The following is a 26,986-nucleotide window of genomic DNA, read 5'->3' as shown; positions in this document are numbered from 1 at the left end:
CGGCGGGCTACCCGCAGCCTTCCGTGGACCGCCGCCGCAGCCTCAGGCAGGCCGCCCCGGGAGCCTCACGCGGGCCGCCCGCCGAAGCCTCGGGCCGGTCACGAGGGCGTCAGGCCGCCGGCAGGGTGTCCATGAACGAGCTGACGGAGAAGACCGCGTTTCCGGCGCCGGGCGGGCCGTACCCGGGCGGGCTGGTCAGGCCGTTCGCCTCCATCGTCGCCCGGTACGCCTCCAGCAGCCGGATGTGGTACTCCAGCGGCGCGCCCTGCGGGTTGGTCCGGCCGAGCGGGGTGGTCGGTTCCGGACACCAGGTGGTGAACCGGGGCGTGATCCCCCGGGACATGAAGAACTGGAGTCCCTCGGTGGTCGACTCGATCGCCTCGTCGACGGTGCCGAAGCCGAACGGCTCGGCCATCTCGATCCCCGCCACGAAGTTCGGGATCACGTTGCGCGGGCCGAAGATCTCGGCGGAGTCCAGGATCCGGCGGTGCCACTCCTCGCGGCCGACGTACCGCTCCTTGCCGGGGCAGTAGAGCTCGAAGAGCCGCTTGTCCCAGACCTCGTAGTTGGGGTGGTAGATCCGGATGCCGTAGTCGTGGAACCGCTGCACGTCCGCCCTGGGCAGGGCCTGCGCGACGACCTTGCCGATCCACCGGCCCGGGAACCGCTCCTCGATCGCCTTGGCGTACCGGCCGTAGAAGTCGGCCTCGGCCAGGCCGTCGACCTTGGAGGTGACACTCCCCCCGGTCAGCGTGTACGCCTTGGACGCGCCGAGCGTGTCGTGCCGGTCGATGATCTCCATCGCCTCCAGCACCTCGGCCACCGGCTTAACCCCGGTGTACGGCCGCCCGGCCGCCTTGTGCTGCCGCCAGTTGTGGTTGATGTCGCAGTACTGGCACTCCTCCTTGGCGCCGAAGTACTGGCAGACCCGGAAGACGGTCAGGTAGATCAGGTAACCCCACTGGATGGTCGGGGCGACCTCCATCACCGACTTGCCGCCGGTCAGGGTGTGCCGGTAGTACTCCGGCATCGGCGGTAGTCCGACGTCGGCGATCGGCCGGTCGTCGAGATAGAGCCGGAGCACACCGTCCCCGCCGTCCTTCACCCGGTACGGCGAGTCCGGGTTGACCCGCACCGAGACCACCGTGCGGCGCAGTTCGTACGGGCCGCCGGTCAGGACGATCTCCTCCGGCGGCCGGCGCAGTGCCGCCGAGCCCAGCTCGGGCAGGGTCCGGTGGTCGAAGGAGAAGATGAAGTACGACTTCGGCTTGACCTCGCCGTTCTCGTTGTCGGTGAGCGCCGAGTCGTCGAACGCCATGCCGCCGCGCAGCAGGTCCTCCTTGATGACCGCCTCGCGCGGAATGTGCGGAAAGCGCCCCATCAGGTCCTCGACGAGATCAGTGCGGGTCTGCACGCGCGCCCTCTCCTCCTCCGCCACGACGCCGCCGGGTCCCCGGCGAGCCTGTCGTCACCATGGCACCCCGGGCCGGCCGCCCGGCGACCGCCTCCTCGGCGGTGTGCCCCCGACCACGCTACCCGGCTCGCCGCCGGCCCAGGCCGGTGGATCAAGCTCGGGCGGGCCGGTGGACGAAGATCACATCCCGGGCCGGTCGGTCCGGCAGCCGCCGCTCAGGTCAGCCGGCAGCCGCCGCTCAGGTCAGCCCGCAGTTGCCGCTCCGGTCAGCCGCACCGTCGCCGCTCCGGTCAGCCCGGCAGTTGCCGCTTCTGCACCTTGCCCATGGCGTTGCGGGGCAGCGCCTCGACCAGGTGCACCCGGCGGGGCCGCTTGTGCCGGGACAGCCCGGTGGCGACGAAGTCGATCAGGGCCTGGGCGGTGACGCCGTCGCCGACGACGTACGCCACCACCTCCTGCCCGAGGTCCGGGTGCGGAGCCCCGACCACCGCCGCCTCCCGGACCCCGGGATGCGCCAGCAGCATGTTCTCCACCTCACCGGCGCCGATCCGGTACCCGCCGCTCTTGATCAGGTCGGTGCTGGCCCGGCCGACGATCCGGTGCTGCCCGTCCGGGCGGACCGTCGCCACGTCACCGGTACGGAACCAGCCGTCCGGGGTGTGTGCGGCGGCGGTCGCCTCCGGCATCCCCAGGTAGCCGGCGAAGAGGGTCGGACCCCGGACCTGGAGTTCGCCGATGCTCTCCCCGTCGGCCGGCAGCACCGCACCGGCGTCGTCGACCAGCCGGGTCCGCACCCCGGGCAGCGGCAGGCCGACGTGTCCGGGCGGCCGGTCGCCGTCGACCCGGGTGCTGACCGTGATCAGGGTCTCGGTCATGCCGTACCGCTCGACCGGCCGGTGCCCGGTCAGTCCGGCCAGCCGGGCGAATACCGGTTCCGGCAGCGGCGCGCTGCCGGAGACCAGCAGCCGGGCCGAGGCCAGTTCCCGGGCCGACGACGGGTCGTCGGCGATCCTCGACCAGACCGTCGGTACGCCGAACAGCAGCGTCCCGCCGGCCGCCGCGTACCGTTCCGGCTGCGGCCGGCCGGTGTGCACCAGTCGGCAGCCGACCCGCAGCGCACCGAGTACGCCGAGCACCAGCCCGTGCACGTGGTACAGCGGCAGCCCGTGCACCAGGATGTCGTCGGGGCTCCACGCCCACGCCTGCGCCAGGGCGTCCAGGTCGTGCGCGATCGCGTCCCGGGTCAGCAGGACGCCCTTGGGCGCCCCGGTCGTGCCGCTGGTGTAGAGGATCAGCGCGGTGGCCGTACCCGGTGGTTCGGCAGGCCCGCCGCCCGACGCGGTCCGGCCGGCACGGACCGGCTCGACCGGTACCGGCACCGGGTGCTTCGGTGGGACGTCCGCCAGCAGCAGTGCGGCCCCGGAGTCGGTGAGGATGTGCGCGAGTTCCACCGGTCCGGCGTCGGCCGGCACCGGCACCACCGGCACCCCGGCCAGCAACCCGCCGAGCACGCCGACGACGCCGGGAAGCGTGGCGGTGGCGTGCACGGCGACGGCCGGCGCCCCGACCAGCCGGCTGGCCACCGCCTCGGCCGTTGCCCGGAGTTCCGCCCAGGAGGCGTTCTCGCCGTCGACCCGGAGCGCGTCCGGGCGGTCGGGCAGGCGGCCACCCAGCGCCGGCAGCAGCATCCGTTCCTCCCGTCGGTCGACTGCCGACGATCCTGCCAGGACCGGTCCGACCGGGCGACCTGCCGCTCGGCCGGTTCCGGCCGTCGACCGCGCCGGGTCGACCGCCGCACACCGGCTGGTCGGTCACACCGGTGGATTGGGTTCGATGACGAACTGCCCGGGGTCGCGCAGCACGTCGGCGACGACGATCCCGGCCATCACCGCGGTGGCCAGGAACGGCGCGGCCAGCATCGGCAGTACGGCGGCGACCGGCGTGAGCAGGGCGAAGCAGAGCAGGCCCGACAACCAGGTGGTCGGGAGCCGCCGGCTCGCCTCGCGCTCGAACCACACCCTGCCGAGCAGGAAGAGGACGGGGCCACCGAAGATGAGGACGAGCCAGGTCGGGTCCGGTCCGGCGTGCGGGTCCTCGATCAGCAGGCCGTACCCCACCGCCGTGGCGACGATCCCGCAGACCATGACCAGATGGGTGTAGCCGGCCGACCGGCTGAACCGGAGCGGGTCGCTGCTCCGCTCGAAGGCCGCGGCCAGCGTCGACCCTGCCGGCTGGTAGAAGTAGGTGCGCCAGAAGAGCACCGTGGTGACGAAGCTCGCCACGAAGATCGAGGTCCGTTCCACGGCGAAGCCGACGTCGCTGAGGATGAACCCGGTGACCAGGATCGTCTCACCGAGAGCGATCAGCAACACCTGCTGGTACCGCTCGGCCAGGTGGGCCGCCCCGATGCCCCAGAAGGTCGACTCGCTGCGGCCGTACCCCGGGGTCGGCCAGCGCAGGGCGGCGCCGAGGAACTCCACGACCACCGCCAACGTCCAGCAGATGCCGCGTCCGGCACCACCGGTGAGTGCCCCGGCGATCCAGCCCACCGAGGCCAGCGTCGACCAGAACAGGATCCGGATCGACACCGGCTGCCGGGGATGGCCGCGTTGCACCAGGACCAGCAGCAGCGGGCGACCGATGTGCACGGCGACGAAGGTGCTGGCGAAGATCACGCCACGCTCGCCGAAGGCCAGCGGCAGCGACACGGACATGATCATGGCGCCGAACATGGACCCGACGATGATGATCTGGATCTCGATCCGACGCGGATCGAACCGGCTGGTCATCCAGGCGGTGAGCAGCCAGACCTGCCAGAGGGCGAGCAGGACCAGCAGGGTCTGCCCGAGTTCGGAGAGGAGGGTACGGCGGCTCATGGTGAAGTCGTAGGTCAGCCGCTGGGAGAGCCGGGTGAGCGCGAAGACGTACACCAGGTCGAGGAGAAGTTCCAGGTAGGTGGGGCGTCCCTGGCTCCTGGTGTCGCCGAGGCGGTCCGTCATCGGCCGCTGCGGAATTTCCGTGTTGTCCGGATCTGCCCTGTCATCCGGCAGTCATACCACGATCTCCGGCCAGTGGATCGGGATAACGGGCATCAGCGGACCGGTGGATGGCGACCCGGGTACGGGCGGCCATCCACCGGGTGCCGGAGGCCGGTCCGGCGCGGGCCGGGTTCGGCACGGGAGCTGGTCCGGCGCCGGGGTCGGTCAGCCCAGGCCGACCCGGGCCGCCACGGCGGTGTCCGGGTGGTCGCTGAACACGCCGTCCAGGCCGAGGCCGTAGAAGAGTTCGTACTCGGCGACGATGTCACCCCGGGCGTTCGGGTCGGCACCGATCCGGAAGTCGGCCGGCAGGAACTGGTTTTCCGCCCGGAACGTCCAGGCGTGCACGACCAGACCGGCCCGGTGGGCGTCCCGGACCACTGTGGTCGGAGCGAGCAGCCGGCCGTTCGCGTCCCGGGGCACCAGCAGGTTCCTGTTCGTCCCGATCCCGTCGGCATAGCCGTCGATCCAGCGCAGGTTCTCCGGCTCGACCAGGTCGGCATAGCTACGCGGGTCACCGGTCACGGTGAAGTCGTAGGGCCGACCACTCGCGTCCAGCAACTGCACCAGCCGTACGTCGGTGAGCCTGTTCAGCTCGCGCAGGTTGGCGGTCTCGAAGGACTGGATGATCACCGGGTCCTTCCGGCCGGTCAGGCCGTTCTTCCGCAGTACCCGGACCAGCGGCTCCTCCAGCGGCAGCCCGATCGACCGGAAGTAGCTGGGGTGCTTGGTCTCCGGATAGATCCCGATGGTCCGGCCCAGCCGCCGGCCCTCGGTCCGGGCCAGGTCGACGACCTCCTGGAGGGTCGGCACCGGGAACCGGCCGTCGAAGGTGGTGTTGCCCACCCGTACCTGCGGCAGCCGCTCCCTGGCCCGCAGCGTCCGCAGCTCGGCCAGGGTGAAGTCCTCGGTGAACCAGCCGGTCACCTGGGTTCCGTCGATGGTCTTCGTGGTCCTCCGGGCGGCGAACTCGGGGTGGGCGGCAACGTCGGTGGTACCGGAGATCTCGTTCTCGTGCCGGGCCACCAGCACGCCGTCGCGGGTGGCGACCAGGTCGGGCTCGATGAAGTCGGCACCCATCCGGATCGCCAGCCGGTAGGCCTCCAGAGTGTGCTCCGGACGGTAGCCGCTGGCGCCGCGGTGCGCGATCACCAGCGGGCGGTCAGCGGCCACCGGCCGCGACCGGTCGTCGAGCGCCGCGGCCTGACCGTCCGGCACCCGGCTGGCCGACACCCGAGTGGCCGACACCTGGCCGGGCAGCAACTGGCCGGCCGACGCCTGACCGGCCGGCACCGCCACGGCGGTCGCCAGCAATGCCCCGGCCAGGCCGAGTGCGGAAAGGGTACGTGGCAATGTCGTCTCCCGTCGGTCGGGGCGGGACGGTGCCGAGGTGCCCGGCTCCGCCCGCCGATCGACCTGGAATCCAACCCCGCCCCGGCGACCGCCGGTCGGGCAGCGGCTGTCCGGCGGATGAACTCCTCCGGTGCCGTCGCCCGGGATCACCGCTTCCCGCCATCGGGTCTCCTTCCGGTGGTCCGCCTTGATCTCCGATGCATAACGGTTATGCTCCGACTGCCAGGCATCGGAGGTCGGCGGATGAAACATCTCATGCTCGGGCTGCTCGCCGCCGGCCCGGCGCACGGCTACGAGCTGCGTCGGCGCTACGACGAACTGTTCGCCGACGCGGGCGGCGAGGTCAACATCGGTCAGATCTACGTGACACTCGGCCGGCTGGAACGGGACGGACTTGTCACGCACACCGCCGAGTCCGGTGCCGACCGGCGCGACCGCAAGGTCTACCGGCTCACCGCGCCGGGCACGGCCGTGCTGCGGGAGTGGCTCGCCGCCCCCGCCGAACCTCCGCTGGTCAGGCCGGACGTGCTGCTCCGGCTGGTCGCCGCCCGGTTGGCCGCACCACTGCTGCCCGACGTGGATCCCCGGACGGTCGTCACCGAGCACCGGCAGCGCTGCCTGGAAGCGCTCCGGGAACTCGACAGGCAGGCGGCCGGCACCGCCACCGGAAGTGTCAGTGGACTGCTGCTACAGGCCACCGCCCTGCACCTGCAGGCCGAGTTGCGCTGGTTGGAGGCGTGCCAGCAGCAGCTCGCGCAGATCGAGCTCAAGACCTCGTGGACGGGAGACGGCGATGGGTGATCCGCTGCTGCACGCCCGCGGCCTGGTACGCACCTACCACGGCGGCGTACGGGCCTCGGCCGCGCTCCGGGACGTATCGATCGAGGTGGCGGCCGGGGACTGGGTCGCGGTGACGGGTCCGAGCGGCTCCGGCAAGTCGACCCTGCTGCACCTGCTCGGCGGCCTCGACCGCCCCGACCGGGGCGAGGTGTGGCTGGCGGGCCAGCGGCTGGACACCCGCTCGGAGAGCGGACGTGCCCTGCTGCGGCGCCGGCACGTCGGCTTCGTCTTCCAGTTCCTCAACCTGGTGCCCACGATGACGGCCGCCGGCAACGTGGAACTGCCACTCCTGCTCCAGGGCACCGGTCGCCGCGAGGCCCGCCGCCGTGCACTGGAGGCCCTCGACGAACTGGACGTGGGCGAGGCCGCCGACGCCGCGCCGGCCGAACTCTCCGGCGGCCAGCAGCAACGGGTGGCGCTGGCCCGTGCCGTCGTACACCGCCCGGACGTGCTGCTGGCCGACGAACCGACCGGGGCACTGGACTCGACCGCCGCCGAGAACGTGCTCGACCTGCTGCGCCGACGCCACCTCGCCGGCCAGAGCATCGTGCTGGTCACCCACGACCACCGGGTGGCGTCGGCCGCCGACCGGGTGCTGACCATGCTGGACGGGCAGGTCGTCGACGAGCGGGACCTGACCGGCCCGCCCGGCCGGGCGGCGTTGCGCAACCTCATCGATCTGGAGGGCTGAGCCGTGTCCGCCGTCCTCCGGCTCGCCCGCTCCGGCCTGCACGGCGGCAACCGGGCCAGCGCACTCGCCACCGTGCTGGTCACCGCGCTGGCCACCACCGGCATCGTCGCCGGGCTCGCCGTGCAGGGCCAGGCCGATGCCGAGGTGGACCGGATCCACCGCGACGCCGGCCGGCCGGACCTGGTCGTCTACGGCACGCCGGAGGCACTGGCGGCGATGCGTCCGGACCCGGCGTTCGCGGCGGCCGGCCCGGTACGCCCGTACCTCGAGGCGGCGGTCACGCTCGGGTCGGACCCGGTCGACGCCCGGATCACCGTCCTGCCCGGCGAGGGGTCCCCGGGGCGGCCGGTGCTGCGTACCGGCGTGTTGCCGGCGGCCGGCTTGCCCGGGGAGGTGCTCCTCGACCAGGCCGCCGCGGCCGAGGCCGGCGTCCGCACCGGTGACAGCCTCCGGCTGACCGTGGCCGGTCGGCCGGCGACGCTGACCGTGGTCGGCACCGCGGTCGACCTCACCGACTGCTTCTATCCGGACTGCGACCCGATCCGGCTGTTCGTCGACCCGGCCACCCTGGCCACCCTCGCCGCACCGCCGGCCACCACCACCGCAGCCGCCCCGATCCGGCCGGGCACAGCCGGCCGGAGTGCGCTGCTGGTCGCCCGGTTGGTCGAACCGGACCGGGCCGACGCGGTGGCCGCCCGGCTCGGCACCCTGGACGGGGTGCACGCGGTCCAGCCGTGGCCGGACACCAGGGCGGACATCACCGTCCGGGACCGCATCTTCGGCGCCTCGCTGGCCGGCTTCGGCCTCTTCGTGCTGCTCGCCGCCGCGTTCGTGGTCGCCGGTACCGCCACCGCCCGGCTACTGGCGAGGCGGCGGGAGATCGCGCTGCTCCGCTCGGTCGGCTACACCACCCGCCAGGTGGTCACCGGACTGGTTGCCGAGGCACTGCTGCTCGGTGCGGCGGGCGTACTCGTCGGCTGGGTGGCCGGCTCGCTGCTCGCCCCGTACCTCCAGATCGGGCTCGGTGGTGCGCTCGGCCGGCCGGTCCCGCGGATCAACCCACCGGCACTGTTCGGCTCCGCCCTGCTGGTCGGCACCGTGCTCACCGCCGCCACGGTGCTGCCGGCCTGGCGGGCGGCCCGGCAACCGGTCTCCGACGTGCTGCGCGACGCTCCGGCACAGGGCGCGGCACCGGCCTGGGTCATCCGGCTGCTCGACCGGCTCCGGCTGCCGCCGGCCCACCGCTACGGGCTCGGTGCCGTACTCGGCCGTCCCGGGCGCTCGACGTTGACCGCGGCCGCCCTGGCGGTCGCCGTGGCGGGGGTGGTCGTCGGGGTCGGCTTCACCGCCACGATGGACCGGCTGGTCGCCGAGCCGGCCCGGACCGGTGACCCCTACGACGCCATGGTGGTGCCGGGTGGCGCCGATCCGGCCGTGCTGACCGCCGCGCTGGCGGGTACGCCCGGCGCCGCCGGCTGGTACAGCCAGCTCGACCGGCGGACCACCCTCGGCGACCAGACGTTCCTGTCCCGGGCCGTCGGCGGGGACCCGGCCGCCGCCCGGTTCCTCGTCCGGGAGGGTCGGCCGCTGCGGGCACCCGGCGAGGCGATCGCCGGGTACGGCCTGCTGCGCCGGTTCGACCTGCGGCTCGGCGACACGATCGAGGTGCGGGCCGGGCAGGTCCCGCTGCGGTTGACGATCGTGGGCTGGTACAGCGAGACCGAGGACACCGGCGAACTGCTGATGTACCGGGCCGAGATGCTGCCGCCGGGGTTGGCCCCGGACGCCTACCTGGTCTCGGCCGGTCCGGCCGGCACGCCGGAGGCGCTGGCCGCCGCGCTGCGGGACCGGCTCGGCCCCGCCGTGACGGTGCACGCCCGGTCCGCCGACCCCGACGACCTCGGCAGGTACGCCGTGGCGATGCGCCTGCTGGCCGCCCTCGTCCTGCTGGTCGGTTTCGCCGATCTGGCCGCCGCGCTGCTCACCGGTGCCCGGGAACGCGCCCGGACTCTCGGGGTGCTCCGGACCGTCGGGTTCACCGTCCGGCAGACCCTCGCCCAGTCCGCAGCCGGCGGCGCCGCGCTCGGTCTCGCCGGTGCGCTCGTCGGGCTTCCGGTCGGGCTGCTGGTGTTCCGGCTGCTCACCGACCAGGTGACGATCAGCATCGGCGCCGGCCCCGGGCTCGCCCAGCAGCCCTCCGCCGTGCTGCTCGCCGCGACCGTGCCGGCGACCGCCGTGGCCGGGGCGCTCGCCGGGACGCTCGCCGCCGCCCGGCCGGCCCGGAGCCGGGCCGCGACCCTGGTCCGGTACGAGTGACCGCCACTCACGGCACGGCCGGCGGACTGGCCGGTTCTCGGCTCCGCAACGACGGCCGGCAGGCCGGTTCGGCCGGTTCGGCCGGTTCGGCCGGCAGGCCGGTTCGGCCGGGTCGACCGCCGGGGCCGGGCGGGCGAACCACCCGACCGGATGAACCTCGGCCGCCCGGACCGGGCCCACGACGCCCGCGAGCGATCATGCGGTGACCCGGGGCAACCGGTCGGCTCGACGGCAAGAGCCGGTCAGGCGCTGGCGTGCACCGCCCGTGCCGGCCGGTCACAACGCCGGCCGTTCAGCCGTCCCAACTACGGCGTCAGCGTGGCCGCCCCCGCTGTGTGCGGGCCTGTCCGACGATGTGGAGTGCGCGCATGGAAATCCTGATCACCGGGGCGACCGGACGGCTCGGCCGGGTGCTCACCCCGGAACTGGTCCGGGCCGGGCACGGCGTACGGGCAGCCAGCCGGAGTACCGGGCCGGGCGGGAAGCCGGGGCCGGAGGATCCGGCCGGATTACGCCGGGTCCGGCTCGACCTGGTCAGCGGAGACGGCCTGGTGGCCGCGCTGGACGGTGTCGACACCGTGGTGCACCTGGCCTCCGCGCCGAACCAGGGCCGCTACACCCGGCAGGTCGAGGTGACCGGCACCCGTCGGCTGGTCGAGGCGGCCGGCCAGGCCGGGGTACGGCACCTCGTGTACCTGTCGATCGTCGGCACCGACCGCGTGTCGTGGCCGTACTTCCGGTTCAAGGTCGAGGCCGAGACCGAGGTCGCGGCCGGTCCGGTGCCGTGGACGGTGCTCCGGGTGACGCACTTCCACGAGTTCCTGGCCGAGGCGCTGTCCCGGCTGGCCCGGCTGCCGGTGCTGCCTCTCGATCCGGGCATCATGACGCAGCCGGTCGACGTCGCCGACGTCGCCGCGCACCTGCGGTGGCGGGTGACCGCCCCGCCCGGCGGTACGACCGAGGAGTTCGGCGGCCCGGTGGCGCTGGACGCCGGCACGCTCGCTCGGGACTGGCTGGCCGCCCGAGGGGTCCGGCGCCGGCTGCTCCGGCTGCCGCTGCCGGGTCGACTGGGTCGGGCCTTCCGCGCGGGCGCGTTCGTCCCGGCAGCGGGCGCCCGGGGGCAGATCACCTGGCGGGAGTACCTCGCCGGCACGGCGGGGCAGGCGGGGTGGCCTGGCCGGTCGGACGATTCCACAAGCTGAGACGACGGCCCGGAACATTTCGGAGAAACGGGTACGACTGCCGTCGCACGCGTGGCGGGGAGACAGCAGCACGCCACCCCTGGTAACGTCGGCGACACTCGGCGTCGAATCATGGATCTCCATGTTTCCGTGCGCCGTCGGGATGTTTCCGTGCGCCGTCGCGTCGTGCCGGCAGGTGTTCGAGCAGGGAGTGGCACTGCCCGATGAGTCTCTCAGTTCTTCCCGCGTCGCCGGTGCGCACCGCACCGGGCCCGGTGGTCGTGGCCCGGCCGTCGATCAGCCGCACCGGTCTGTCGGAGGTGACGGGATGACCAGTTCGGTCGACGTACGGGACGGCTATCCTCTCTCGCCGGTCCAGCGGGCCGTCCTCGCGCCCGGTTCCGCCGAGGCGGATCCGGCGGCCGACCTCGAACAGGTCCGACTCGTCATCCGTGGCCGGCTGCGGGTCGCCGAGTTCCAGCAGGCCTGGCACCGGGTGATCGCCCGGCACGAGATACTGCGCACCGGGTTCGTCCGGCACGACGGCCGCGAGCCGGTGCCGGTGGAGCCGGAGCCGGTGCAGGTGGTCTGGCCGGAGGCACCGCCGCCCGGGTGGCATCTCGACGACCTGCGGACCATCCGGGCCTGCCAGCGTCGGCGCGGCCTCGCCGAACTGCTCGCCGCCGACCGGGTCCGCGGGTTCGCCCTGGACGTCCCGCCGCTGTGCCGGTTCGCCCTGCTCCGCGTCTCCGAGACCGAGCACCTGCTGGTCTGGACGGCGCACCACCTGGTCGTCGACGGCTGGAGCCTGCCGATCCTGCTCGGTGAGGCGCTCGCCGAATACCGCGCGGCGGTGGAGGGCCGGGACGCGGAGCTGCCTCCTCCGACGCCGTTCCGGGACCATGTCGCCTGGTCGACCGCCCGGGACCTGGCCGAGGCGGAGCAGTTCTGGCGGACCGAGCTGGCCGACCTGCCGTCGCCGGTGCCGTTGCAGCGCGATCTCCCGGACTGGCGCGGGGAGCCGGCCGACGCCTTCGACGAGTACTCCCTCGAACTGACCAGTGAGGACACCTACCTGCTGCACGAGACGATCGGCCAGCAGCGCCTCACGCTGCCGGCGGTGGTCCAGGGCTGCTGGGCGCGACTGCTCGCCGCCCGCGGCGACACCGGTGCCGGCACCGCCGACGTCGTCATCGGTGCGACGGTCGCCGGCCGGGCCGGTGGACCGGCGGCGGAGACGCTTGTCGGCCCGCTGACCAACACCGTGCCGGTCCGGGTGCGGATCCGGCCCGACCAGCCGGTCGGGGTGTGGCTGCGCGGGTTGCAGGCACGGCAGGCCCTGGCCCGGCCGTTCGACCACGTGCCGCCGGCCCTGCTCCGGTCCTGGGCCGGGTCGCCCGCCGACGCACCGCTCTTCGCCAGCGTGCTCGACTTCGAGACCTATCCGATGGACAACGACCTGTTCACCGGCACGGCCGACGCCTCGACGATCTCGGTACGCTTCGACGGCCGCTGGACGACCTCGCACCACCCGCTCCGCCTGGTCGTCGTGCCCGGCGAGCGGCTCGGTCTGCACGCCCGCTACGACCTGCGCCAACTCGGTCCGGAAACCGTCGAGAGTCTGCTCACCGAGCTGGCATTCCTGCTCAGCCTGGTCGCCACCGATCCGGACCGCCCGGTGTCGGCGCTCCGCCCGCCGGACGACGGGCCGCTGCCCACCGACTAGTTTCCGCCGGTCACCTCCGCCGGCTGGTTCCTACAGCTGGTTTCCCGGCCCAGTTGGCGGATCCGGTGCGTGTCCACCGCTGCGCCGGCTTCCGGCCGGGCGGTCGTCCGGAAGCCGGCGGCGTACCGGTCCCGTACCGCCCGGGGCGCCTTCGCCGGGGAGCCGGTGTCGAACGGCGGCTGCGGGTCGTACTCGATGGCCAGCTGGATGGCCTCGGCGGTGGTCCGGTCGGTGAGCCGGGCGGCCAGGGTGAGCGCCATGTCGATGCCGGCGGAAACGCCGGCCGCGGTGATCAGCGTGCCGTCCTCGACCACCCGCCGTGCCGTGTACGTCGCGCCGAACGACGCCAGCCGCTGTGCGGACCTCCAGTGCGTGGTGGCGGTACGCCCGGCTAGCAGCCCGGCGGCGCCGAGCAGCAGCGATCCGGTGCAGACCGAGGTCGTCCAGCGGGCGGTGTCGTGCACCCGCCTGATCCAGTCCACCAGCTCCCCGCCGCCGAGCTGGTCCCGCACGGCACCGCCGGGCACCACGAGTACGTCGCAGGAGTCGACGTCGGTCAGGGCCACGTCGGCGACCAGCGCGAGGGTACCGGCGGTGTTCCGGACCGGCCCGGGGCTCGTCGCCGCGAACACCACGTCGGCGCCGGGCAGCAGCTTGAGTACGTCGTACGGGCCGACCGCGTCCAGCGCGGTGAACCGTTCGAAGAGCGGGATGACGATGCGCACGATACTGGTCCTCTCAACCGAAGTGTTTGCGGTACTGGCCGGGGGTGACCCCGACCGTTCGCCGGAAGCGGCGGTGCATCGTCTCGACGGTGCCGAAGCCGCACTGCCGGGCGACCGACCCGAGCGGGGTGTCGGTGGTCTCCAGCAGGCGGCGGGCGGCCTCGATCCGGGCCGCCTCGACGTACGCCGCGGGCGTCTGTCCGGTCTGCGCGCTGAACACCCGGGCGAAGTGTCGCTCGCTCATCCCGGCCCGGGCGGCCAGGACCGGCACGGTGAGGTCGCCGGCGAGGTGCTCGGTCACCCAGTCCTGGAGCTGGCGCAGCCCGCCCCGGGCCGGTCGCTGGGCGGCGAGCTGGGTGCTGAACTGGGCCTGACCGCCGGGGCGCTGCACGAACATCACGAGTCGTCGGGCGATCGTCCGGGACGTCTCGGCGCCCCGGTCCTGCTCGACCAGGGCGAGTGCGAGGTCGATCCCGGCGGTGATCCCGGCCGAGGTCCACACTGCACCGTCCCGGACGAAGATCGGGTCCGGCTGCACGGCCACCGCCGGATAGCGGTGGGCCAGTTCGGCGCAACTTCCCCAGTGGGTGACCGCACGCCGGCCGTCCAGCAGCCCGGCCTCGGCCAGCAGGAACGCCCCGCTGCACACCGCCGCGACCCGCCGGGCCCGTCCGGCGGCGGCGCGGATCCAGTCGACCAGCCGTCGGTCCGCGCAGGCTCCCGCCCGACCCGGACCACCGGTGACCACGAGCGTGTCGATCGGCCCGGTGTGCTCGTCGATGCCGAGGTCCGGGGTCACGGTCAGGCCACCGCTGGCGGTGACCGGGCCGGGCAGCGGCGCGACGGTCTCCAGCCGGTAGCCCGGTGCGAGCCGCTCGGCCTGCGCGAACACCTCGTGCGGGCCGGTCAGGTCGAGCACCTGGAACCTCGGGAAGATCACGAAAACGATCCGGCGATCATGCACCGCTCCATCGTCCCGAGCCGTGGATCTGGCGGCAATGACAGGTCACTGACGCTTTCGGCCATCCCGGTGGTGCCCCCGGGGTCGCCGACAGCCGACACCGACCGGCCCGTCGACGTCACGCGCCGGCCCGTCGACGCCACGCGGCAGACCGTCGACGCACGCGGCAGACCGATCCGGGCGCGCGACAGGGAGGTGAAACAGGTCGATGGTTACAATGTGCCGTCGTTACGGCGGGACAGCGGGGGGCGCTGTGGTCGAGATTCCTGATGAGATCCTGGCTGGGCTGGTCGGTCCGGTGGCTGCGGCGCTGCCGCGGCTCGTCGACCGCATCCCACCGGCACCGGCGGCCGAACTCGGCCGGTTACGAGCGGTCGCCGACGAGGACCTCTGGCCGATCCGCGAACCGGCCGTCCTGCGCCCCCGGGCGTTGGCGATGGCCACGGCCCGGCCCGCCCGACGGGTTGGATCGGGCAATTCTCCGGTACACGACGCGCTCAACTCCCTGCCCGCGTTGCTTACCGAGCGGCTGCTCGGCGCGCTCGAGTTGACGGTCACGGAACTGGACCCGACCGGTGCACCGGACCTGACGGGGTTCCTGCCGGAGCCGTTCACCGGCAACGTCGGCATCGCCAGCCTGAGCGGGCAGAGCGAGGCGGTCACCGGCGCGGTCCTGCTGGAGCAGATCCGGCCCGGCGCCGTGCCGCTGGTCGTCGAGCTGGCCCGCCGGCTGGCCAGCCATCCACGGCTGGCCCCCATGCTGGCGGTCCGGCCCGACCTCACCGACGAGGCCGAGGTCGCGGCGGCGCACGGGGCGGCGCAGCTCGCGCTGGCCGTGGCCACCGCGGTCGCCGTGGCGCACCGCACCGGCATCCCGTCGTGGGCCACGAACCCACCGGCCGTGCTCGGAGTGGCGATCGGGACCGCCGCCCTGCTGCTCCGGGAAACCCCGATGCCGGCCAACTACGCCGAAGCGGTGCTGGCCAGGGCCAGGGCGGAGTACCTGATGCCGCGCCGGTCCACCGGGTCGGTGGCGGCGTCGGGGCACCGGTTCGGGCTGTTGGAGGGCGATCACGTCCCGGAGGTCGATTTCGGCGGGAACGGGCTGGTGACGGTCGTACCGGGTGGTGCGGTGATCCGCACCGGTGCCGAGAGCGGCCAGGTCCGGCTGCTGCTGACCATCCTGGACGGACCGCCGGCCGAGGTCGGGCCCGGCTGGGAGGAGGTCGTCGAGGTGAGCTGGCGGGCAGCCGTCGGCGGCGCCTCGGTGGTCGGGTCCGGCCCGGCCGAGCCGCAGCTGCGGCGGGCCACCCCACCCTGGCCGGGCGACTACCGGCTGCGGGTACACGCCCGGGGCAGGGACGACACGGACGAGCCGCACAACGAGTACTACGAGCTGATGGTCTGGCAGGGGCCGGAGGCGCCGGAGATCGTGCACGCCCGCACCGACCGGCTCGGGCACCGGCTGCGCGGCGAGCCGGAACCTGACCGCCCCGATCGACCGGAAACCGCCTACCGATGGGTACGCCGAAGCGTCCTCGCCGAGGCGGCGACGGTCACCGTGACGACCGGGGCGGCTGTCGAGGACGTACTCCGGGCGTTCGGCGCGGACCCCGCCCGGCCGGAGTCGATGCGGGCGCTCAGCGAGGAGCTGATGCACAGCCAGTCGATCGATCCGTGGGTCGCGGTGCTGGACGTCGGCGACGCCGTGATCGCGGTCGAGTACAACGGCTGGCAGGGTTCGACCGCCCCGGTCCTGGCCCGCGCCTCGGCCGGCGGGCGGACCGCCAGCATGTACTGGAACGTCAACGGGGTGACCCGGCTGTCGTTCGCCGAGCACGGCGAGGTGCTGCTGTCGGTGGAACCGTTCGACAACCTCGAAGCGCCGCCGGCACTCGCCCCGGCGCTGGCCGATCTCGACTTCGGCGACCACCAGCGCGGCAAGCGGCTGATGGGACTGGTTGCGGTGCAGCGGTTCACCGGTCACGGCATCACCGCCGAGGCGCTGGCCAGGATCGAGGCCGCCGACATCGCCTTCCGGATCGTGCCGGACCTGCCCACCCTCTACCCCCGCCGGCCGCAGCCCGACACCGCGCTCGGGGCGACCATCGTGGCACTGGCCGGGCAGCCCGACGCCCCGCCCGGGGTGACCGCCGGGGCGTTGGCCGGGCTACCCGAGGCGGAGTTGCGGGACCTGGCCTGGTGGGTCGCGGCGGAGGCGGCCCGGTACGCGGGACTGGACGGCGACCCGGACGTCGCCGCCAGCATCGCGGCCCGCGCCCTGACCACCGAGGCGGAGCTGCGCGCCCGCCGCAGCCAGCTGCACGACGGGGAACACCGCTGGCTCTGGCTCGCCCTGCACCGGGCGACCAACCCGGACCCGGTCGCCGCGGTGACGGACACCCTGGAGGCGGCCCGGTACGCGGCCGGGCCGCACGCGGCGAACCTGGTGGCCGACGCCCGCGCCCGGATCACCGGTGCGGGCCGGCGGTGACGGCGATCCACTGTGCTCTGTCGCTCCGGCACGGCGGGGGATCCGTAGCCGCTCGTCCGCACCCGGCCCGCCGACTGCGCCCGACCGAGCGGGACCGGCCGCGCCGGCACAACGTCGACCGGATCGAGCGCCGGGGGCGGGACCGCGCGCGTTGACCCGCTCTTGAATCCGGGCGGGTGGGGGCGGATCCTGGCAGTACATCGACTGCCGACAATCGGGGGTGGCGGGATGCGCCTCGTACCGGTCCTCGTCCTCGCCGTGGTACTGCCGGCCACCCCGGCGGCCGCGCACCCGGAGCGGAGCGCCGCAGCCGGCCCGGCCACCGTGGCCGAGGTGCGCACCGCCGGAACCGCCTGGGGTACCGATCCGGCGACCGGCCGGACCACGCTCACCGTCGACGACTCCGTGCCCGAGGTCCAGGTCCGGCTGCTCCGCGCCGTCGCCGAGCGCTCCGGGGCGGTGTTCCGGCGCGAACCCGGCCGGCTGCGCCTGCTGATCGCGGGCGGGCAGGCCGTCTACGGCGCCGCCACCGCACGATGCTCCCTCGGCGCCAACGTGCGGGCCGGCGGCACCTCCTACTTCGTCACCGCCGGGCACTGCACCCGGGCCGCCTCGACCTGGTACGCCGACAGCGGCCGGACGGTCCTGCTCGGCACCAACACCGGCAGCAGCTTCCCCGGCAACGACTACGGCATCGTGCGGTACACCGGCACGGTCAGCCGGCCCAGCGCGGTCTACACCTATCCGAACCTGCTCCCGATCACCGGTGCCGGCACCCCGTACGTCGGTCAGGCCGTCTGCCGCAGCGGAGCCACCACCGGGGTACGCTGCGGCACGGTCACCGGCCTCAACCAGACCGTGAACTACGCCGAGGGCAGCGTCTCCGGGTTGATCCGCACCAACATCTGTGCCGAGCCCGGCGACAGCGGCGGGCCGCTCTACGCCGCGTCGAGCGGGACGATCCTCGGCATCCTCTCCGGTGGCAGCGGCAACTGCACAAGCGGCGGCACGACGTACTACCAGCCGATCAGGGAGATCCTCGCCGCGTACGGCGTCACCATCCCGTAGCGGCGGTAGAGCCTGGCCGTCGTCCGGTATCGACCGTCGATGCTGGGACAGGCGGTCAGGATGTCGTCAGGCCGAGCGCGGTCAGCCCGCTGCCCAGGTCGGCGGCGGTTACCAGGTGACGATGTTCGCCCTGCTCGCGCAGGCCGATCCGGCACTCGTCCGCGCCGAAGTGGACGGTTATCCAGTCGCCGGCGTGGTGTGCGCCGAGTCGGAGCAGCATCGGTTCCGGGTCGGCGATCGGGTCCGACATCGACGCGTGTGGCGCGGCGATCGGCTGCGCCGGGTCCTCCGGCACCGCCTCGACCAGCACACTTGGCAGATAGTCGAGGGCGTAGGCGATCGCGGCGGCCAGGGTCGGCCGGCTCGTCGGCTCGCCCTGCGGCGCTGTCGATGCGCCGACGGTGATTTCGACGTACCAGCAGACGCCCTGCACGCGCAGCGGGTCGTCGGCGTTGCGGCGGTTGTCGCGTACCGCGACGTCGACCGCCAGGCCGAGGCCGTGGGCGAGCCGGATCAACTGCGCCAGCGACGGCACCTCGGGTGGTGCGGTCAGCACGATCAGCCGGCCGGCAGGTCTGCCCCGACCGGCCTCGGCGAGATGCTGGGTGAGCGGGTCGACGCCTGTCACGTGCAGGGTGACGTACCCCTCCCGGAGGTCCTGGCCGACCGGCCAGCCGCCGTCGGCCTCGGTGAGGTCCTCCGGTCGTACCCCGAAGGTGTTGGCGTGGGTGGCCAGCCGGAAGCGCTCCGGGAGCCGGACCACCGGCTTGCCGCCGGGTTGGGTCGCGACAAGCGGCGCGGGCGCGGCATCGCCGGCCCGCCAGTTGAGGTGTAGGACCTGCTGGTCCAGGTCGGTGATGGTGACAGCCAGTCCCTGGAAGATCCGGTGGCTGTCCAGGCAGGTGTGGCAGGTGAGCATCCCGGCGCGCAGGCCGGTGCCGGCGCAACCGTCGCAGTCGGGATCGACCCCGGCGGTGCCGAGGGTGCAGAAGCAGGGCCGGAGCCCGTTGCCGGGGTCGCAGGCCGGGCACGGGGTGTGCGCGATCGCGTCGCCGAGCCAGCCGGGATCGGGTGGCTCCCAGCCACGCCGGAGCACCTCGGTGCGGCGGCGCAACAGCTGGCCGGTGTCCCGCTCGACAAGCCGTTCGGTCCGGTCGGCGACCCGCAGGCTGGTGTACCACAGGTGCCCGTCCCGCCAGATCGCGCAGGCGCCGGGCAGCGGGTCTCCGGTGCGCAGGTCGGTGCACTCGGCGACCACCCGCCGTTCCACCTGGTCGAGGTCCCGGACCGGCCGCGCCGGGGCGAGGGCGGACTCGACCGAGGGGACGAGATACCGGGCCGGTGCGGCCAGGCCGCGCGCCGCGATGCCGGAGATCGCGGACGACGCGGTGACGGTGCCGAGCGCCTCGGAGAGGGTGTGTGCGGTGCCGCGCCCGGTCGCCGGGACCGATGCTCCGGGTACGTCGAAGCGGACGTCCCAGAGCAGGTCGTCGTGGCGCAGCCGGCGTGCCTCCAGCACCAGGTCGAGGCAGAGCCGGTCGGCGAGCGTGCAGAGCTGGCCGAGTCGCTGCGCCGGGGCGACCGGCGGCGGGGCGACGCTGCGGCCGAGGAAAACCTGCCAGCTCTCGCCGGAGTGTCCGGCGATGGCCTCGGTTTCCAGCGCCAGCCGTTGGCCCTCGGGTAGCTCCGGGCTCCACTCGCGGGGCAGCCGCACCTCCGATCCCTCGCCCGACTGCCCGTAGCAGTCGGACCAGGTGGCCGCGCCGGCTGCCTCGGCGAGTTTGTCGACGAGCGGCTTCAGCGGCAGGTGCCATCCGCCGCCGCCCGGTGACGGGCGGGGCGGCACCGTGCCCGGGACGACACTTGCCGAGGCGACCTCGCCGGTGTCGACGTTTGCCACGGTCAGCACGAGCTGCGCCCGCCGCTGGCCGCGCTGCCCGCACCGGTGGCAGACGGACGCGACGCGGCCGACGCCGCGACACATCCGACAGTCCTGGTACGCCTCCCGGGGCGCCGGGTCGTCGGTGACCAGCAGCCGGTTGCCGTACCCGACGCAGCGGCAGGCGCCGATCGTGAAGGTGAGCCCGTCGCAGCTCGGGCAGGTGACGACGACGACCCGGCCGGTCATCGCCCCGCCCGCCGCTGCCGGGTCAGGCGTCGACCGTGCTCCGGTTGGCGGCGGGTCGAACGAATACGACAGACACTTGTGCGCACGACAGCACCATCCTTTCGCCGAGGACTGTTGATCAGCGCGGCGACCGGGTGAAGAACTGTGTGGACGGTCGCCTCTCAGGGGTCATCTTGTAGCGTGTGCCGGGTGGGTGGCAACGAATTCCCGGGAGAAATTGCTATCGTCTGTTGACTTATTTCTGCACAACAGATAGACGTTTTATCGGAGGCGGCAGGATGTTGCAGAATCGAACGCGGGGAGTGATCGAATGACCGAGGACATGGGTTCGACCGTGCCGCGCCGCCAGCTCGGCCGAACGCTCAAGCAGCTCCGCACCGAGGCCGGGGTGACCCTGGACGCGGCAGCCGACGCCCTGGAGTGCAGCCGGCAGAAGGTGTGGCGGATCGAGAGTGGACTCGGCGTGGTCCGCTCACTCGACGTCCGGGCGATGTGCGCGCTCTACGACGTCAAGCCGGAGTTGGTCGGCGCCCTGGTCGGACTGGCCACCCAGACCAGGGCCAAGGGCTGGTGGCACGCGTACGGCGACGCCATCCCCGAGTGGTTCGAGCTGTACGTCGGCCTGGAAGCGGTCGCGTCGCGGCTGCGCTTCTTCAAGGACGCCCTGCTCCCCGGCATCTTGCAGACACGTGAGTATGCCCTTGGGATGTACCGTACCGACCAGCCGGAAATGGACGAGGATGGTCGGGAGCGGGCCGTCGAAGCCCGGTTACAACGCCAGAGCCTGCTGACCCGGCGCCTGCCCCAGGCACCGATCGTGGAGATAGTCCTGTCCGAGGCCGCGCTACTACGGCCTGTTTGCGACCGGCAGGTCATGATCGGACAACTCGAACATCTACTGACGGTGTCCACGCTGCCGAACGTTGTCATCCGGGTGCTGCCGCTGGCCGCTGGACAGCACCGAGGCGCCCTGGCCGGCTCGTTCATCATCCTTGACTTCCCGGCCGGCAACCGAAACACTCCGGAGCCACCGATCGTCTACTGCGAGTCGCTGACCGGGGCGCTCTACCTCGACCGACCCGCTGAGTACGCCGCCTACGAGAAGGTATGGGCCAGTCTGGATGCACTCGCGCTCGATGAGGGACAATCGAGGCACATGATAAACAAAATCATCGGGGAGATGTAGCATGGCTGACCTGCACAACGCCTGCTGGCGCAAGAGCACGCGTAGTGGGGGCAACGGCGGCGAATGCGTCGAGGTCGCCGACAACCTGACCGACGTCGTCGCCGTACGCGACAGCAAGGACCAGGCCGGACCGATCCTCGCCTTCCCGCCGTACGCCTGGGCCGCCTTCGTCGTTGGAGTCAAGACTGCCAGTATCACCCGCTGACCTCGCCTGCATTTACCGAATGCCCTCCCCTTGGCCGGGGCATCCGCTGTTTCGTCAGTTCTGCGGCACGATATCCGTCCGCCCGATGCAGGGTCGGGATACCCGCTGGGGAGACTGTCGAGCTGCCCCGCTTGTGCACCCAACCCTCCTGACCTGCCCGAACCTCAATCCCGCCTCGCCGGTTCAGGGGGTATCGGCGCGATCGATTCATACCGCTACATCAAGCACTGCCTCACCCACCGACGCGCACGCCGTGCGACCACATTCAAAGCACGCTCTAGAGAAAGGACGGCTTGGTGAGCCGCCAGGCGGCGCCGATCAGAGCGACGTGTGAGAGCGCCAGCGGAGTGTTGCCGAGCTGCGCGCCCGTGCGGGGGTCGATCTGCTCGGCGAACAGGCCAAGGTCGTTGGCGCGGGCGGCGGTGCGTTCGAAGAGGGCGGCGGCCCGATCCATCTCGCCGGCCATCGCCAGGCACTCGACGAGCCAGAACGTGCAGGCCACGAAACCGGCCGACTCGTCCGGCCAGCGCCGCACCAGGCCGTCGGTGGTCAGCCTGGTGGCGATCGCCTCGATCGTGGCCCGCATCCGGGGATCGGTGGCCCGCACGATGCCGGTGAAGGGCAGCACCAGGACGGCGGCGTCCAACTGGTCCGAGCCGATCACGCCGGTGTACGCGCCGACCCGCTCGTTCCAGCCGTCCCGGAGTACGGTGGCCTGGATCTCGTCGCGGACGGCGGCCCACCGTTCGGGGTCGGCGCGCGGGCCGAGAATCGGCGCGAGCCGCACCGCGCTGTCCAGGGCGCCCCAGCTCAGAGCCTTCGACGCGAGGTGCTGCCGCCCCGGACCGCGTTCCTCCCACATGCCGGCATCCGGTTCCCGCCAGTGGGTGGCCTGTTCCGCCAGGCCGACGAGCATCGCCTGGAGTTCCTGGGAGATCTCGCCCAACCGATCCCGCACCAGGTATGCGCAGAGTAGCACCTGGCCGGGCACGTCCTGCTGCCGCTGCCGCCACGCCTCGTTGCCGATCCGGACCGGCCGGCTGTCGGCGTATCCGCGCAGGTGGTCGAGGGAGTACTCGGAGAGGTTCCGTTCACCGGCCACGCCGTACATGATCGGCACCGGTTCGTCTCCCGTACGCCCGGCCGAGCGGGCGGCCCACTCGAAGAGCCGGCCGGTCTCGGTGGGACAGGCGGTGACCCAGAGTGCCCGCATGGTGTGGAAGAAGTCCCGCAACCAGGCGTAGCGGTAGTCGTAGTTGTCGGTGCCGCCGAGGCGTTCCGGCAGCGAGGTGGTGACGGCGGCGACCACCGCCCCGCTGGGCCGGTAGGTCAGGCCCTGCACGACAAGTGCGTGGTGCCGGACGAGTTCGGCGTAGCGGCCGTCGTACCTGTGCAGTTCCCGCACGGACCGCCAGGCCTCGACCGTGTCCGCGAGCGCCGACACGGCATCGAGGTGCCGTATCGGTTGCCCGTAGGCCGGCGCGGAGGCGAGGTCGAAGGCGAACACCTGGCCGGCGGCGACGTCGAACTCGCCGTACGCCCGGCCCCGGGCGCAGTCCAGCGGCACCGGACTGCGCAGGGTCAGGCTCAGCGGTCCGGCGCTGGTCCGCACCTGCCCGCCGGCGCAGTGCAGGTACGGCACGATCAGCCCCAAATCCGGTCGAGGGACGTACTCGCAACTCATCCGTACCGTGCCGGTCAGTCCTTCGACGACCCGGGCCAGCGCCATCGGGCTGTTCTGCCCCAGGTCGTGTCCCCGGACGCCGGGGTCGGCCAGCAGTCCGTCGGTGACGGCGACGCTGCCGCCGCCGGTGTGGTGCACGGTGCGCAGCACCAGCGAACCGTCGACGTACGCCCGCTCGGTGCGCCGGTCCGGCCCGGCGACCGGTCGCAGGCTCCAGTGTCCGGCGCCCGGGTCCAGCAGCCGCCCGAACACCGACGGCGCGTCGAACCGGCCGGGGCACCACCAGTCGATCGAGCCGTTCCGGTCGACAAGCGCCGCCGAGGCACAGTCGGAGAGCAGACCGTAGTCGGCGATCGGGACGTCGGACACTCCGCGCGCTTACCCGGTTCCATCCGGACTAGTGCCCTGTCTTCGCAGGTTGCTCGGATAACCGGTGCTTCCAGGTATTTTCCTGAGCTGGCGATCTCCTGACGTCGGGCAGGTTACGGGGTTGGAATACTCGCCGGGGAGACTGTCGAGCTGCCCCGCCTGTGCACCCAGCTCGACAGTCTCCGCGCCGCCTATCCCCCGCTCCGCCGCCGGGTCGCTCCCCTGGGTGGCCGGCCTTCCGGCCGGCGACACCGGTGCCAGGTCACAGCGACTCGAACGGTGATCCAGATGGCGGATCACCGAGATGATCGCAAAGGCCGGAGCCGGGCAGTCGATCTCGACTCCGGCACGCTGCCGGGATAGACGGGCGGCGGTACGCCACACCGGCACCGGCAGGTGTCATTATGATGCGATGACAGCCGGAAGGTGGGAGAAATCGCCCGACCTCGACTCCACCGGTGCCGTCCTGTCCCTGACCGTGGTCCGCGACGGCGCCGAGGTCCGGGTGGCAGCCGACGGCGAGGTGGACATGAGCACCGCCGACCACCTGCGCGAGTGCGTGGACGAGGTGCTGGCGGAGAGACCGGCCAGGCTCACCGTCGACCTGGCCGGCGTCACCTTCCTGGATTCGAGCGGCATCGCCACCCTCGTGCACGTCTACAACCGGGCGACCGGGCAGAACGCCGGCTTGGACGTGGTGAACTGCCGGCGCAACGTCCGCCGGGTCCTCGAGCTGACCGGCCTGCTCTTCGTGACGGGCGACGCCGAATAACCCCTCCGCCCGGTCGACCGGCCAGCCACCCGGCGGCCGGTCGACCGTCAGTCCGGCCAGCGGCCGGTCATCCGGCGGACGCCGACCGCGCCGCTGCGGTCGACGGCCGCCTTCACCACACCGAAGATCAGGCCTTGCAGGGCCGCGGCCGCGAGGATCTCGCCCCAGCCGCGGTCCTCGTCGGTCGCGTACGGGGCCTCACGGTCGCCGGCCACCTGCTTCCAGACCTGTTTGAAGGCGAAGCTCGCGATCGCACCCGCGCTGACCCCGAGCAGCACCCCGACCGGCTTGTACGCGATCTTCGAAACCGTACGGCCCATCTTGTGACCCTCCAATGAGTACTTCAGCTTCCCGTCCCTGCACCAGTCCCGGACCTGCTACCCGAGGCCCGGTCCTGGAAAACACCCGCCGGACCCGGACGGGCGGGACGGTCGGGGTCAGCCGACCGACGCGGGGAACCGTTCCCAGCACCGGTGCGCGGCCAGTAGCTGCCGTACGTCGCCGAAGACCTCCGTCGCGGCCTCGCCGGTGACGACGCCGGGTGTGTCGGTCACGCCGACCCGGCGCAGTACCGCCGTACCGGGTCCCCAACCGCCGATCGCCTTCGCGTGCCGCCAGCATTCCTCGACGAGCAGCAGTACCCGTGGGTCCACGGCCGGCGAGTCGGCCGCACCCGCCTTGGCGTCCCGGGCCGGCAGCGCGTCCGGCGCGGGTGCCGGCGCCCCGGCGAGCAGGAGTGCGTCGAACTCGACCGACCGGGCGGTGGCGAAGGTCCGCTGCACCGGCAGGCCGGCAACGGTGCCGCCGTGTGCCGCGATCAGCAGCGGCACCATGCCGGCGGCGAAGACCGCCTGGCGGACCTCGTCGAGGCCGCCGTGGTCGGCACCGGCGTCGACGACGATCCCGACCGTCCGGCCGTCGGTCGGCCAGTCGCGGCCGAGCTGTGACAGCGCGGCGCTGGGTGTGACGTCGGCGAGCGGGACCGTCGGCTCCGGCGCGGGCAGGCCGAGACCGGTGGCGACCTGGGCGCAGAGTACCGGGTCGATGTTGGCCAGGCACTGGAGTTGCCGTTCCCTGATCGCCTGGTGGTAGCACTTGCCCAGCTCGAAGGTGTAGGCGCGGACGATGTGCTCCCGCTCCACGTCGGTCATGCTCAGCCAGAAGAGTCTGGCCTGGCTGAAGTGGTCGTCGAAGGAGACCGGGTTGGCGCGTACCTTGGGTGCCTCCGCCACCCGCACCGGCACGTCGACGAAGGCGTTCTCGCCGTCTCCGGCCGGGAACGGGTTGCCCCCGTCGAGCGAGTTCGGCCGGTACGGCGCCACGCCGGCATGCACCGCGTGCTGGTGGAAGCCGTCCCGGAGCATGTCGTTGACCGGCGCGTGCGGACGGTTGACCGGGATCTGCGAGAAGTTCGGCCCGCCGAGCCGGGTCAGCTGGGTGTCGACGTAGGAGAAGAGTCGACCCTGCAACAGCGGGTCGTTCGTGACGTCGATGCCGGGCGGCAGGTGGCCGACGTGGAAGGCGACCTGCTCGGTCTCGGCGAAGAAGTTGGTAGGGGTCCGGTTCAGGGTCAGCCGCCCCACTGGCTGCACCGGGGCGAGTTCCTCCGGCACGATCTTCGTCGGGTCGAGCAGGTCGATGCCGGCGAAGGTCTCCTCCGGGGTGTCCGGCAGCACCTGGATGCCGAGTTCCCACTCCGGGAACGCGCCGGCCTCGATGGCGTCGTAGAGGTCCCGGCGGTGGAAGTCCGGGTCGACGCCGCCGAGCAGCTGCGCCTCCTCCCAGGTCAGCGAGTGCACACCCAGGGCGGGCTTCCAGTGGAACTTCACCAGCGCCGTCTCCCCGGCCGCGTTGACCAGCCGGAAGGTGTGCACACCGAAACCTTCCATCATTCGGTACGAGCGCGGGATGCCCCGGTCGGACATGTTCCAGATGGTGTGGTGCTGCGCCTCGGTGTGCAGGGAGACGAAGTCCCAGAAGGTGTCGTGTGCGCTCTGGGCCTGCGGGATCTCGCGGTCGGGGTGCGGCTTCCCGGCGTGGATGATGTCGGGGAACTTGATGGCGTCCTGGATGAAGAAGACCGGGATGTTGTTGGCGACGAGGTCGAAGGTGCCCTCGTCGGTGTAGAACTTGGTGGCGAAGCCACGGGTGTCCCGGACCGTGTCGGCCGATCCGCGCGAGCCGAGCACCGTGGAGAAGCGGACGAACACGTCGGTCTTCCGGCCCTTGCCGAGGAAGCCGGCCCTGGTGAGCCCCTCGGCGGTGCCGTAGCCGACGAACACCCCGTGCGCCCCGGCACCACGGGCGTGCACCACCCGCTCGGGGATGCGTTCGTGGTCGAAGTGTGTGATCTTCTCGCGCAGGTGGTGGTCCTGGAGCAGGACCGGACCCCTGGGGCCTGCCTTGAGTGAGTGGTCGGTGTCCCGCAGCCGCGCACCCTGCGCGGTCGTCAGGTACGCGCCCTGCTGTCCGCAGGCGACCGCCGGAGCGCCGGTCGGGGCGCCGGTCGGGGTACGGGTCTCCGGAGCGCCCTGCTCCCTCTTCGGTGGCAGCGGCTCCTGTGCAGCGGTGGGTTCGGTCAGCGGCGGCGGGGCACTGCCCGGTGCGCCGGGGACCTCCGTCGCCGGCCCGTCGGTCAGCGCCTCCGTGGCCGCCTCGACGGCCTCCTTGACTGCCTTGGCGGGCTTGCTGGCATCCATCTGGGCGGGTCCTCCATCTGGTGACTGGATTGTGCCCTCAACCCCCTACCCTGCGCTGATCAGGCAAAACGCGCCGATGTCGGGATTTTGCGGGATGGCTGTGTGATTCGTCCCGCCGGACACCGGCCGAGTAGCG

The 26,986-nt window shown here is 72.7% G+C and carries 20 protein-coding genes; 10 read left to right on the top strand and 10 right to left on the bottom strand.

Annotated elements, in window-relative coordinates; all coding sequences use genetic code 11:
• Positions 1-109 precede the first annotated feature (109 nt).
• The 4 genes from ACN28A_RS29430 to ACN28A_RS29415 all read right to left on the bottom strand — a co-directional run bounded on the left by ACN28A_RS29430 (position 110) and on the right by ACN28A_RS29415 (position 5,805).
• The gene (locus ACN28A_RS29430) at positions 110-1,414 is read right to left on the bottom strand and encodes a radical SAM protein (RefSeq protein WP_421400584.1); all 1,305 of its coding nucleotides are present in this window, start codon (positions 1,412-1,414) and stop codon (positions 110-112) included.
• Between the two features lie 290 nt (positions 1,415-1,704).
• Positions 1,705-3,102, bottom strand: coding sequence for an acyl-CoA synthetase (locus ACN28A_RS29425; protein ID WP_421400581.1), 1,398 nt, complete (start codon positions 3,100-3,102; stop codon positions 1,705-1,707).
• Between the two features lie 123 nt (positions 3,103-3,225).
• Entirely contained in the window at positions 3,226-4,413 is a 1,188-nt protein-coding gene (locus tag ACN28A_RS29420) for a low temperature requirement protein A (RefSeq protein WP_421400580.1), read from the bottom strand.
• Between the two features lie 204 nt (positions 4,414-4,617).
• Positions 4,618-5,805 carry a glycerophosphodiester phosphodiesterase gene (locus tag ACN28A_RS29415; RefSeq protein ID WP_421400578.1) on the bottom strand — a complete coding sequence of 396 codons (1,188 nt, stop codon included), beginning with the start codon at positions 5,803-5,805 and terminating at the stop codon, positions 4,618-4,620.
• Positions 5,806-6,048: 243 nt separating this feature from the next.
• Between ACN28A_RS29415 and ACN28A_RS29410 the strand changes: the two genes are divergently transcribed.
• The 5 genes from ACN28A_RS29410 to ACN28A_RS29390 all read left to right on the top strand — a co-directional run bounded on the left by ACN28A_RS29410 (position 6,049) and on the right by ACN28A_RS29390 (position 12,559).
• On the top strand, positions 6,049-6,606 hold the full coding sequence (locus ACN28A_RS29410; RefSeq protein ID WP_421400576.1) for a PadR family transcriptional regulator: 558 nt from the start codon (positions 6,049-6,051) through the stop codon (positions 6,604-6,606).
• Positions 6,599-7,336 (top strand): ABC transporter ATP-binding protein, encoded by a 738-nt coding sequence (locus ACN28A_RS29405; protein WP_421400573.1) that lies wholly within the window; start codon positions 6,599-6,601, stop codon positions 7,334-7,336. The genes ACN28A_RS29410 and ACN28A_RS29405 overlap by 8 nt, the downstream gene beginning before the upstream one ends.
• A 3-nt stretch (positions 7,337-7,339) precedes the next feature.
• On the top strand, positions 7,340-9,652 hold the full coding sequence (locus ACN28A_RS29400; RefSeq protein ID WP_421400570.1) for an FtsX-like permease family protein: 2,313 nt from the start codon (positions 7,340-7,342) through the stop codon (positions 9,650-9,652).
• A 368-nt stretch (positions 9,653-10,020) separates the two neighbouring features.
• Entirely contained in the window at positions 10,021-10,854 is an 834-nt protein-coding gene (locus tag ACN28A_RS29395; RefSeq protein WP_421400567.1) for an SDR family oxidoreductase, read from the top strand.
• A gap of 307 nt (positions 10,855-11,161) precedes the next feature.
• Positions 11,162-12,559, top strand: a complete 1,398-nt coding sequence (locus tag ACN28A_RS29390) for a condensation domain-containing protein (RefSeq protein WP_421400565.1) — start codon at positions 11,162-11,164, stop codon at positions 12,557-12,559.
• On the opposite strand, the gene ACN28A_RS29385 is transcribed toward ACN28A_RS29390, so the two are convergent.
• Together ACN28A_RS29385 and ACN28A_RS29380 are read right to left on the bottom strand one after the other, a co-directional pair.
• Positions 12,556-13,284: a DJ-1/PfpI family protein gene (locus ACN28A_RS29385; protein WP_421400562.1), complete on the bottom strand. Its 729-nt coding sequence runs from the start codon at positions 13,282-13,284 to the stop codon at positions 12,556-12,558. The genes ACN28A_RS29390 and ACN28A_RS29385 overlap by 4 nt on opposite strands.
• Before the next feature lie 13 nt (positions 13,285-13,297).
• Entirely contained in the window at positions 13,298-14,248 is a 951-nt protein-coding gene (locus ACN28A_RS29380; RefSeq protein WP_421400559.1) for a GlxA family transcriptional regulator, read from the bottom strand.
• A gap of 250 nt (positions 14,249-14,498) precedes the next feature.
• On the opposite strand from ACN28A_RS29380, the gene ACN28A_RS29375 reads away from it, so the two are divergent.
• Positions 14,499-16,739: a DUF6461 domain-containing protein gene (locus ACN28A_RS29375; protein ID WP_421400557.1), complete on the top strand. Its 2,241-nt coding sequence runs from the start codon at positions 14,499-14,501 to the stop codon at positions 16,737-16,739.
• Positions 16,740-16,967: 228 nt separating this feature from the next.
• Positions 16,968-17,807, top strand: coding sequence for a S1 family peptidase (locus ACN28A_RS29370; RefSeq protein ID WP_421400554.1), 840 nt, complete (start codon positions 16,968-16,970; stop codon positions 17,805-17,807).
• A 55-nt stretch (positions 17,808-17,862) separates the two neighbouring features.
• Here ACN28A_RS29370 and ACN28A_RS29365 read toward each other — a convergent pair whose 3' ends face one another.
• Positions 17,863-19,935, bottom strand: coding sequence for a hypothetical protein (locus tag ACN28A_RS29365; RefSeq protein WP_421400552.1), 2,073 nt, complete (start codon positions 19,933-19,935; stop codon positions 17,863-17,865).
• Between the two features lie 310 nt (positions 19,936-20,245).
• Between ACN28A_RS29365 and ACN28A_RS29360 the strand changes: the two genes are divergently transcribed.
• Positions 20,246-21,121: a helix-turn-helix domain-containing protein gene (locus ACN28A_RS29360; protein ID WP_421400549.1), complete on the top strand. Its 876-nt coding sequence runs from the start codon at positions 20,246-20,248 to the stop codon at positions 21,119-21,121.
• Between the two features lies 1 nt (position 21,122).
• Positions 21,123-21,326 carry a DUF397 domain-containing protein gene (locus tag ACN28A_RS29355; protein WP_421400546.1) on the top strand — a complete coding sequence of 68 codons (204 nt, stop codon included), beginning with the start codon at positions 21,123-21,125 and terminating at the stop codon, positions 21,324-21,326.
• Between the two features lie 277 nt (positions 21,327-21,603).
• Here the strand turns inward: ACN28A_RS29355 and ACN28A_RS29350 are convergent, their stop codons facing one another.
• The gene (locus ACN28A_RS29350) at positions 21,604-23,379 is read right to left on the bottom strand and encodes a glycoside hydrolase family 15 protein (protein WP_421400544.1); all 1,776 of its coding nucleotides are present in this window, start codon (positions 23,377-23,379) and stop codon (positions 21,604-21,606) included.
• 412 nt (positions 23,380-23,791) lie between these two features.
• On the opposite strand from ACN28A_RS29350, the gene ACN28A_RS29345 reads away from it, so the two are divergent.
• Complete coding sequence (locus ACN28A_RS29345; protein WP_421400541.1) at positions 23,792-24,151, top strand: STAS domain-containing protein; 360 nt, start codon at positions 23,792-23,794, stop codon at positions 24,149-24,151.
• Positions 24,152-24,198: 47 nt separating this feature from the next.
• Here the strand turns inward: ACN28A_RS29345 and ACN28A_RS29340 are convergent, their stop codons facing one another.
• Entirely contained in the window at positions 24,199-24,471 is a 273-nt protein-coding gene (locus ACN28A_RS29340) for a DUF4235 domain-containing protein (protein ID WP_278061310.1), read from the bottom strand.
• A 117-nt stretch (positions 24,472-24,588) separates the two neighbouring features.
• Positions 24,589-26,850 (bottom strand): catalase, encoded by a 2,262-nt coding sequence (locus ACN28A_RS29335; RefSeq protein ID WP_421400538.1) that lies wholly within the window; start codon positions 26,848-26,850, stop codon positions 24,589-24,591.
• Between the last annotated feature and the right edge of the window lie 136 nt (positions 26,851-26,986).

Source organism: Plantactinospora sp. WMMB782 (genome assembly GCF_049179135.1).
GTDB lineage: Bacteria > Actinomycetota > Actinomycetes > Mycobacteriales > Micromonosporaceae > Plantactinospora.
The sequence above is the reverse complement of the archived record's forward strand: the minus strand, read 5'-3'. Positions and strand labels throughout refer to the sequence as shown.

Coding starts and splice junctions, on each gene's coding strand:
- ACN28A_RS29345 (WP_421400541.1), top strand. CDS start 23,792: ATGACAGCCGGAAGGTGGGAGAAATCGCCCGACCTCGACTCCACCGGT.
- ACN28A_RS29370 (WP_421400554.1), top strand. CDS start 16,968: ATGCGCCTCGTACCGGTCCTCGTCCTCGCCGTGGTACTGCCGGCCACC.
- ACN28A_RS29365 (WP_421400552.1), bottom strand. CDS start 19,935: ATGACCGGCCGGGTCGTCGTCGTCACCTGCCCGAGCTGCGACGGGCTC.
- ACN28A_RS29425 (WP_421400581.1), bottom strand. CDS start 3,102: ATGCTGCTGCCGGCGCTGGGTGGCCGCCTGCCCGACCGCCCGGACGCG.
- ACN28A_RS29405 (WP_421400573.1), top strand. CDS start 6,599: ATGGGTGATCCGCTGCTGCACGCCCGCGGCCTGGTACGCACCTACCAC.
- ACN28A_RS29390 (WP_421400565.1), top strand. CDS start 11,162: ATGACCAGTTCGGTCGACGTACGGGACGGCTATCCTCTCTCGCCGGTC.
- ACN28A_RS29395 (WP_421400567.1), top strand. CDS start 10,021: ATGGAAATCCTGATCACCGGGGCGACCGGACGGCTCGGCCGGGTGCTC.
- ACN28A_RS29420 (WP_421400580.1), bottom strand. CDS start 4,413: ATGACGGACCGCCTCGGCGACACCAGGAGCCAGGGACGCCCCACCTAC.
- ACN28A_RS29360 (WP_421400549.1), top strand. CDS start 20,246: ATGACCGAGGACATGGGTTCGACCGTGCCGCGCCGCCAGCTCGGCCGA.
- ACN28A_RS29410 (WP_421400576.1), top strand. CDS start 6,049: ATGAAACATCTCATGCTCGGGCTGCTCGCCGCCGGCCCGGCGCACGGC.
- ACN28A_RS29355 (WP_421400546.1), top strand. CDS start 21,123: ATGGCTGACCTGCACAACGCCTGCTGGCGCAAGAGCACGCGTAGTGGG.
- ACN28A_RS29340 (WP_278061310.1), bottom strand. CDS start 24,471: ATGGGCCGTACGGTTTCGAAGATCGCGTACAAGCCGGTCGGGGTGCTG.
- ACN28A_RS29335 (WP_421400538.1), bottom strand. CDS start 26,850: ATGGATGCCAGCAAGCCCGCCAAGGCAGTCAAGGAGGCCGTCGAGGCG.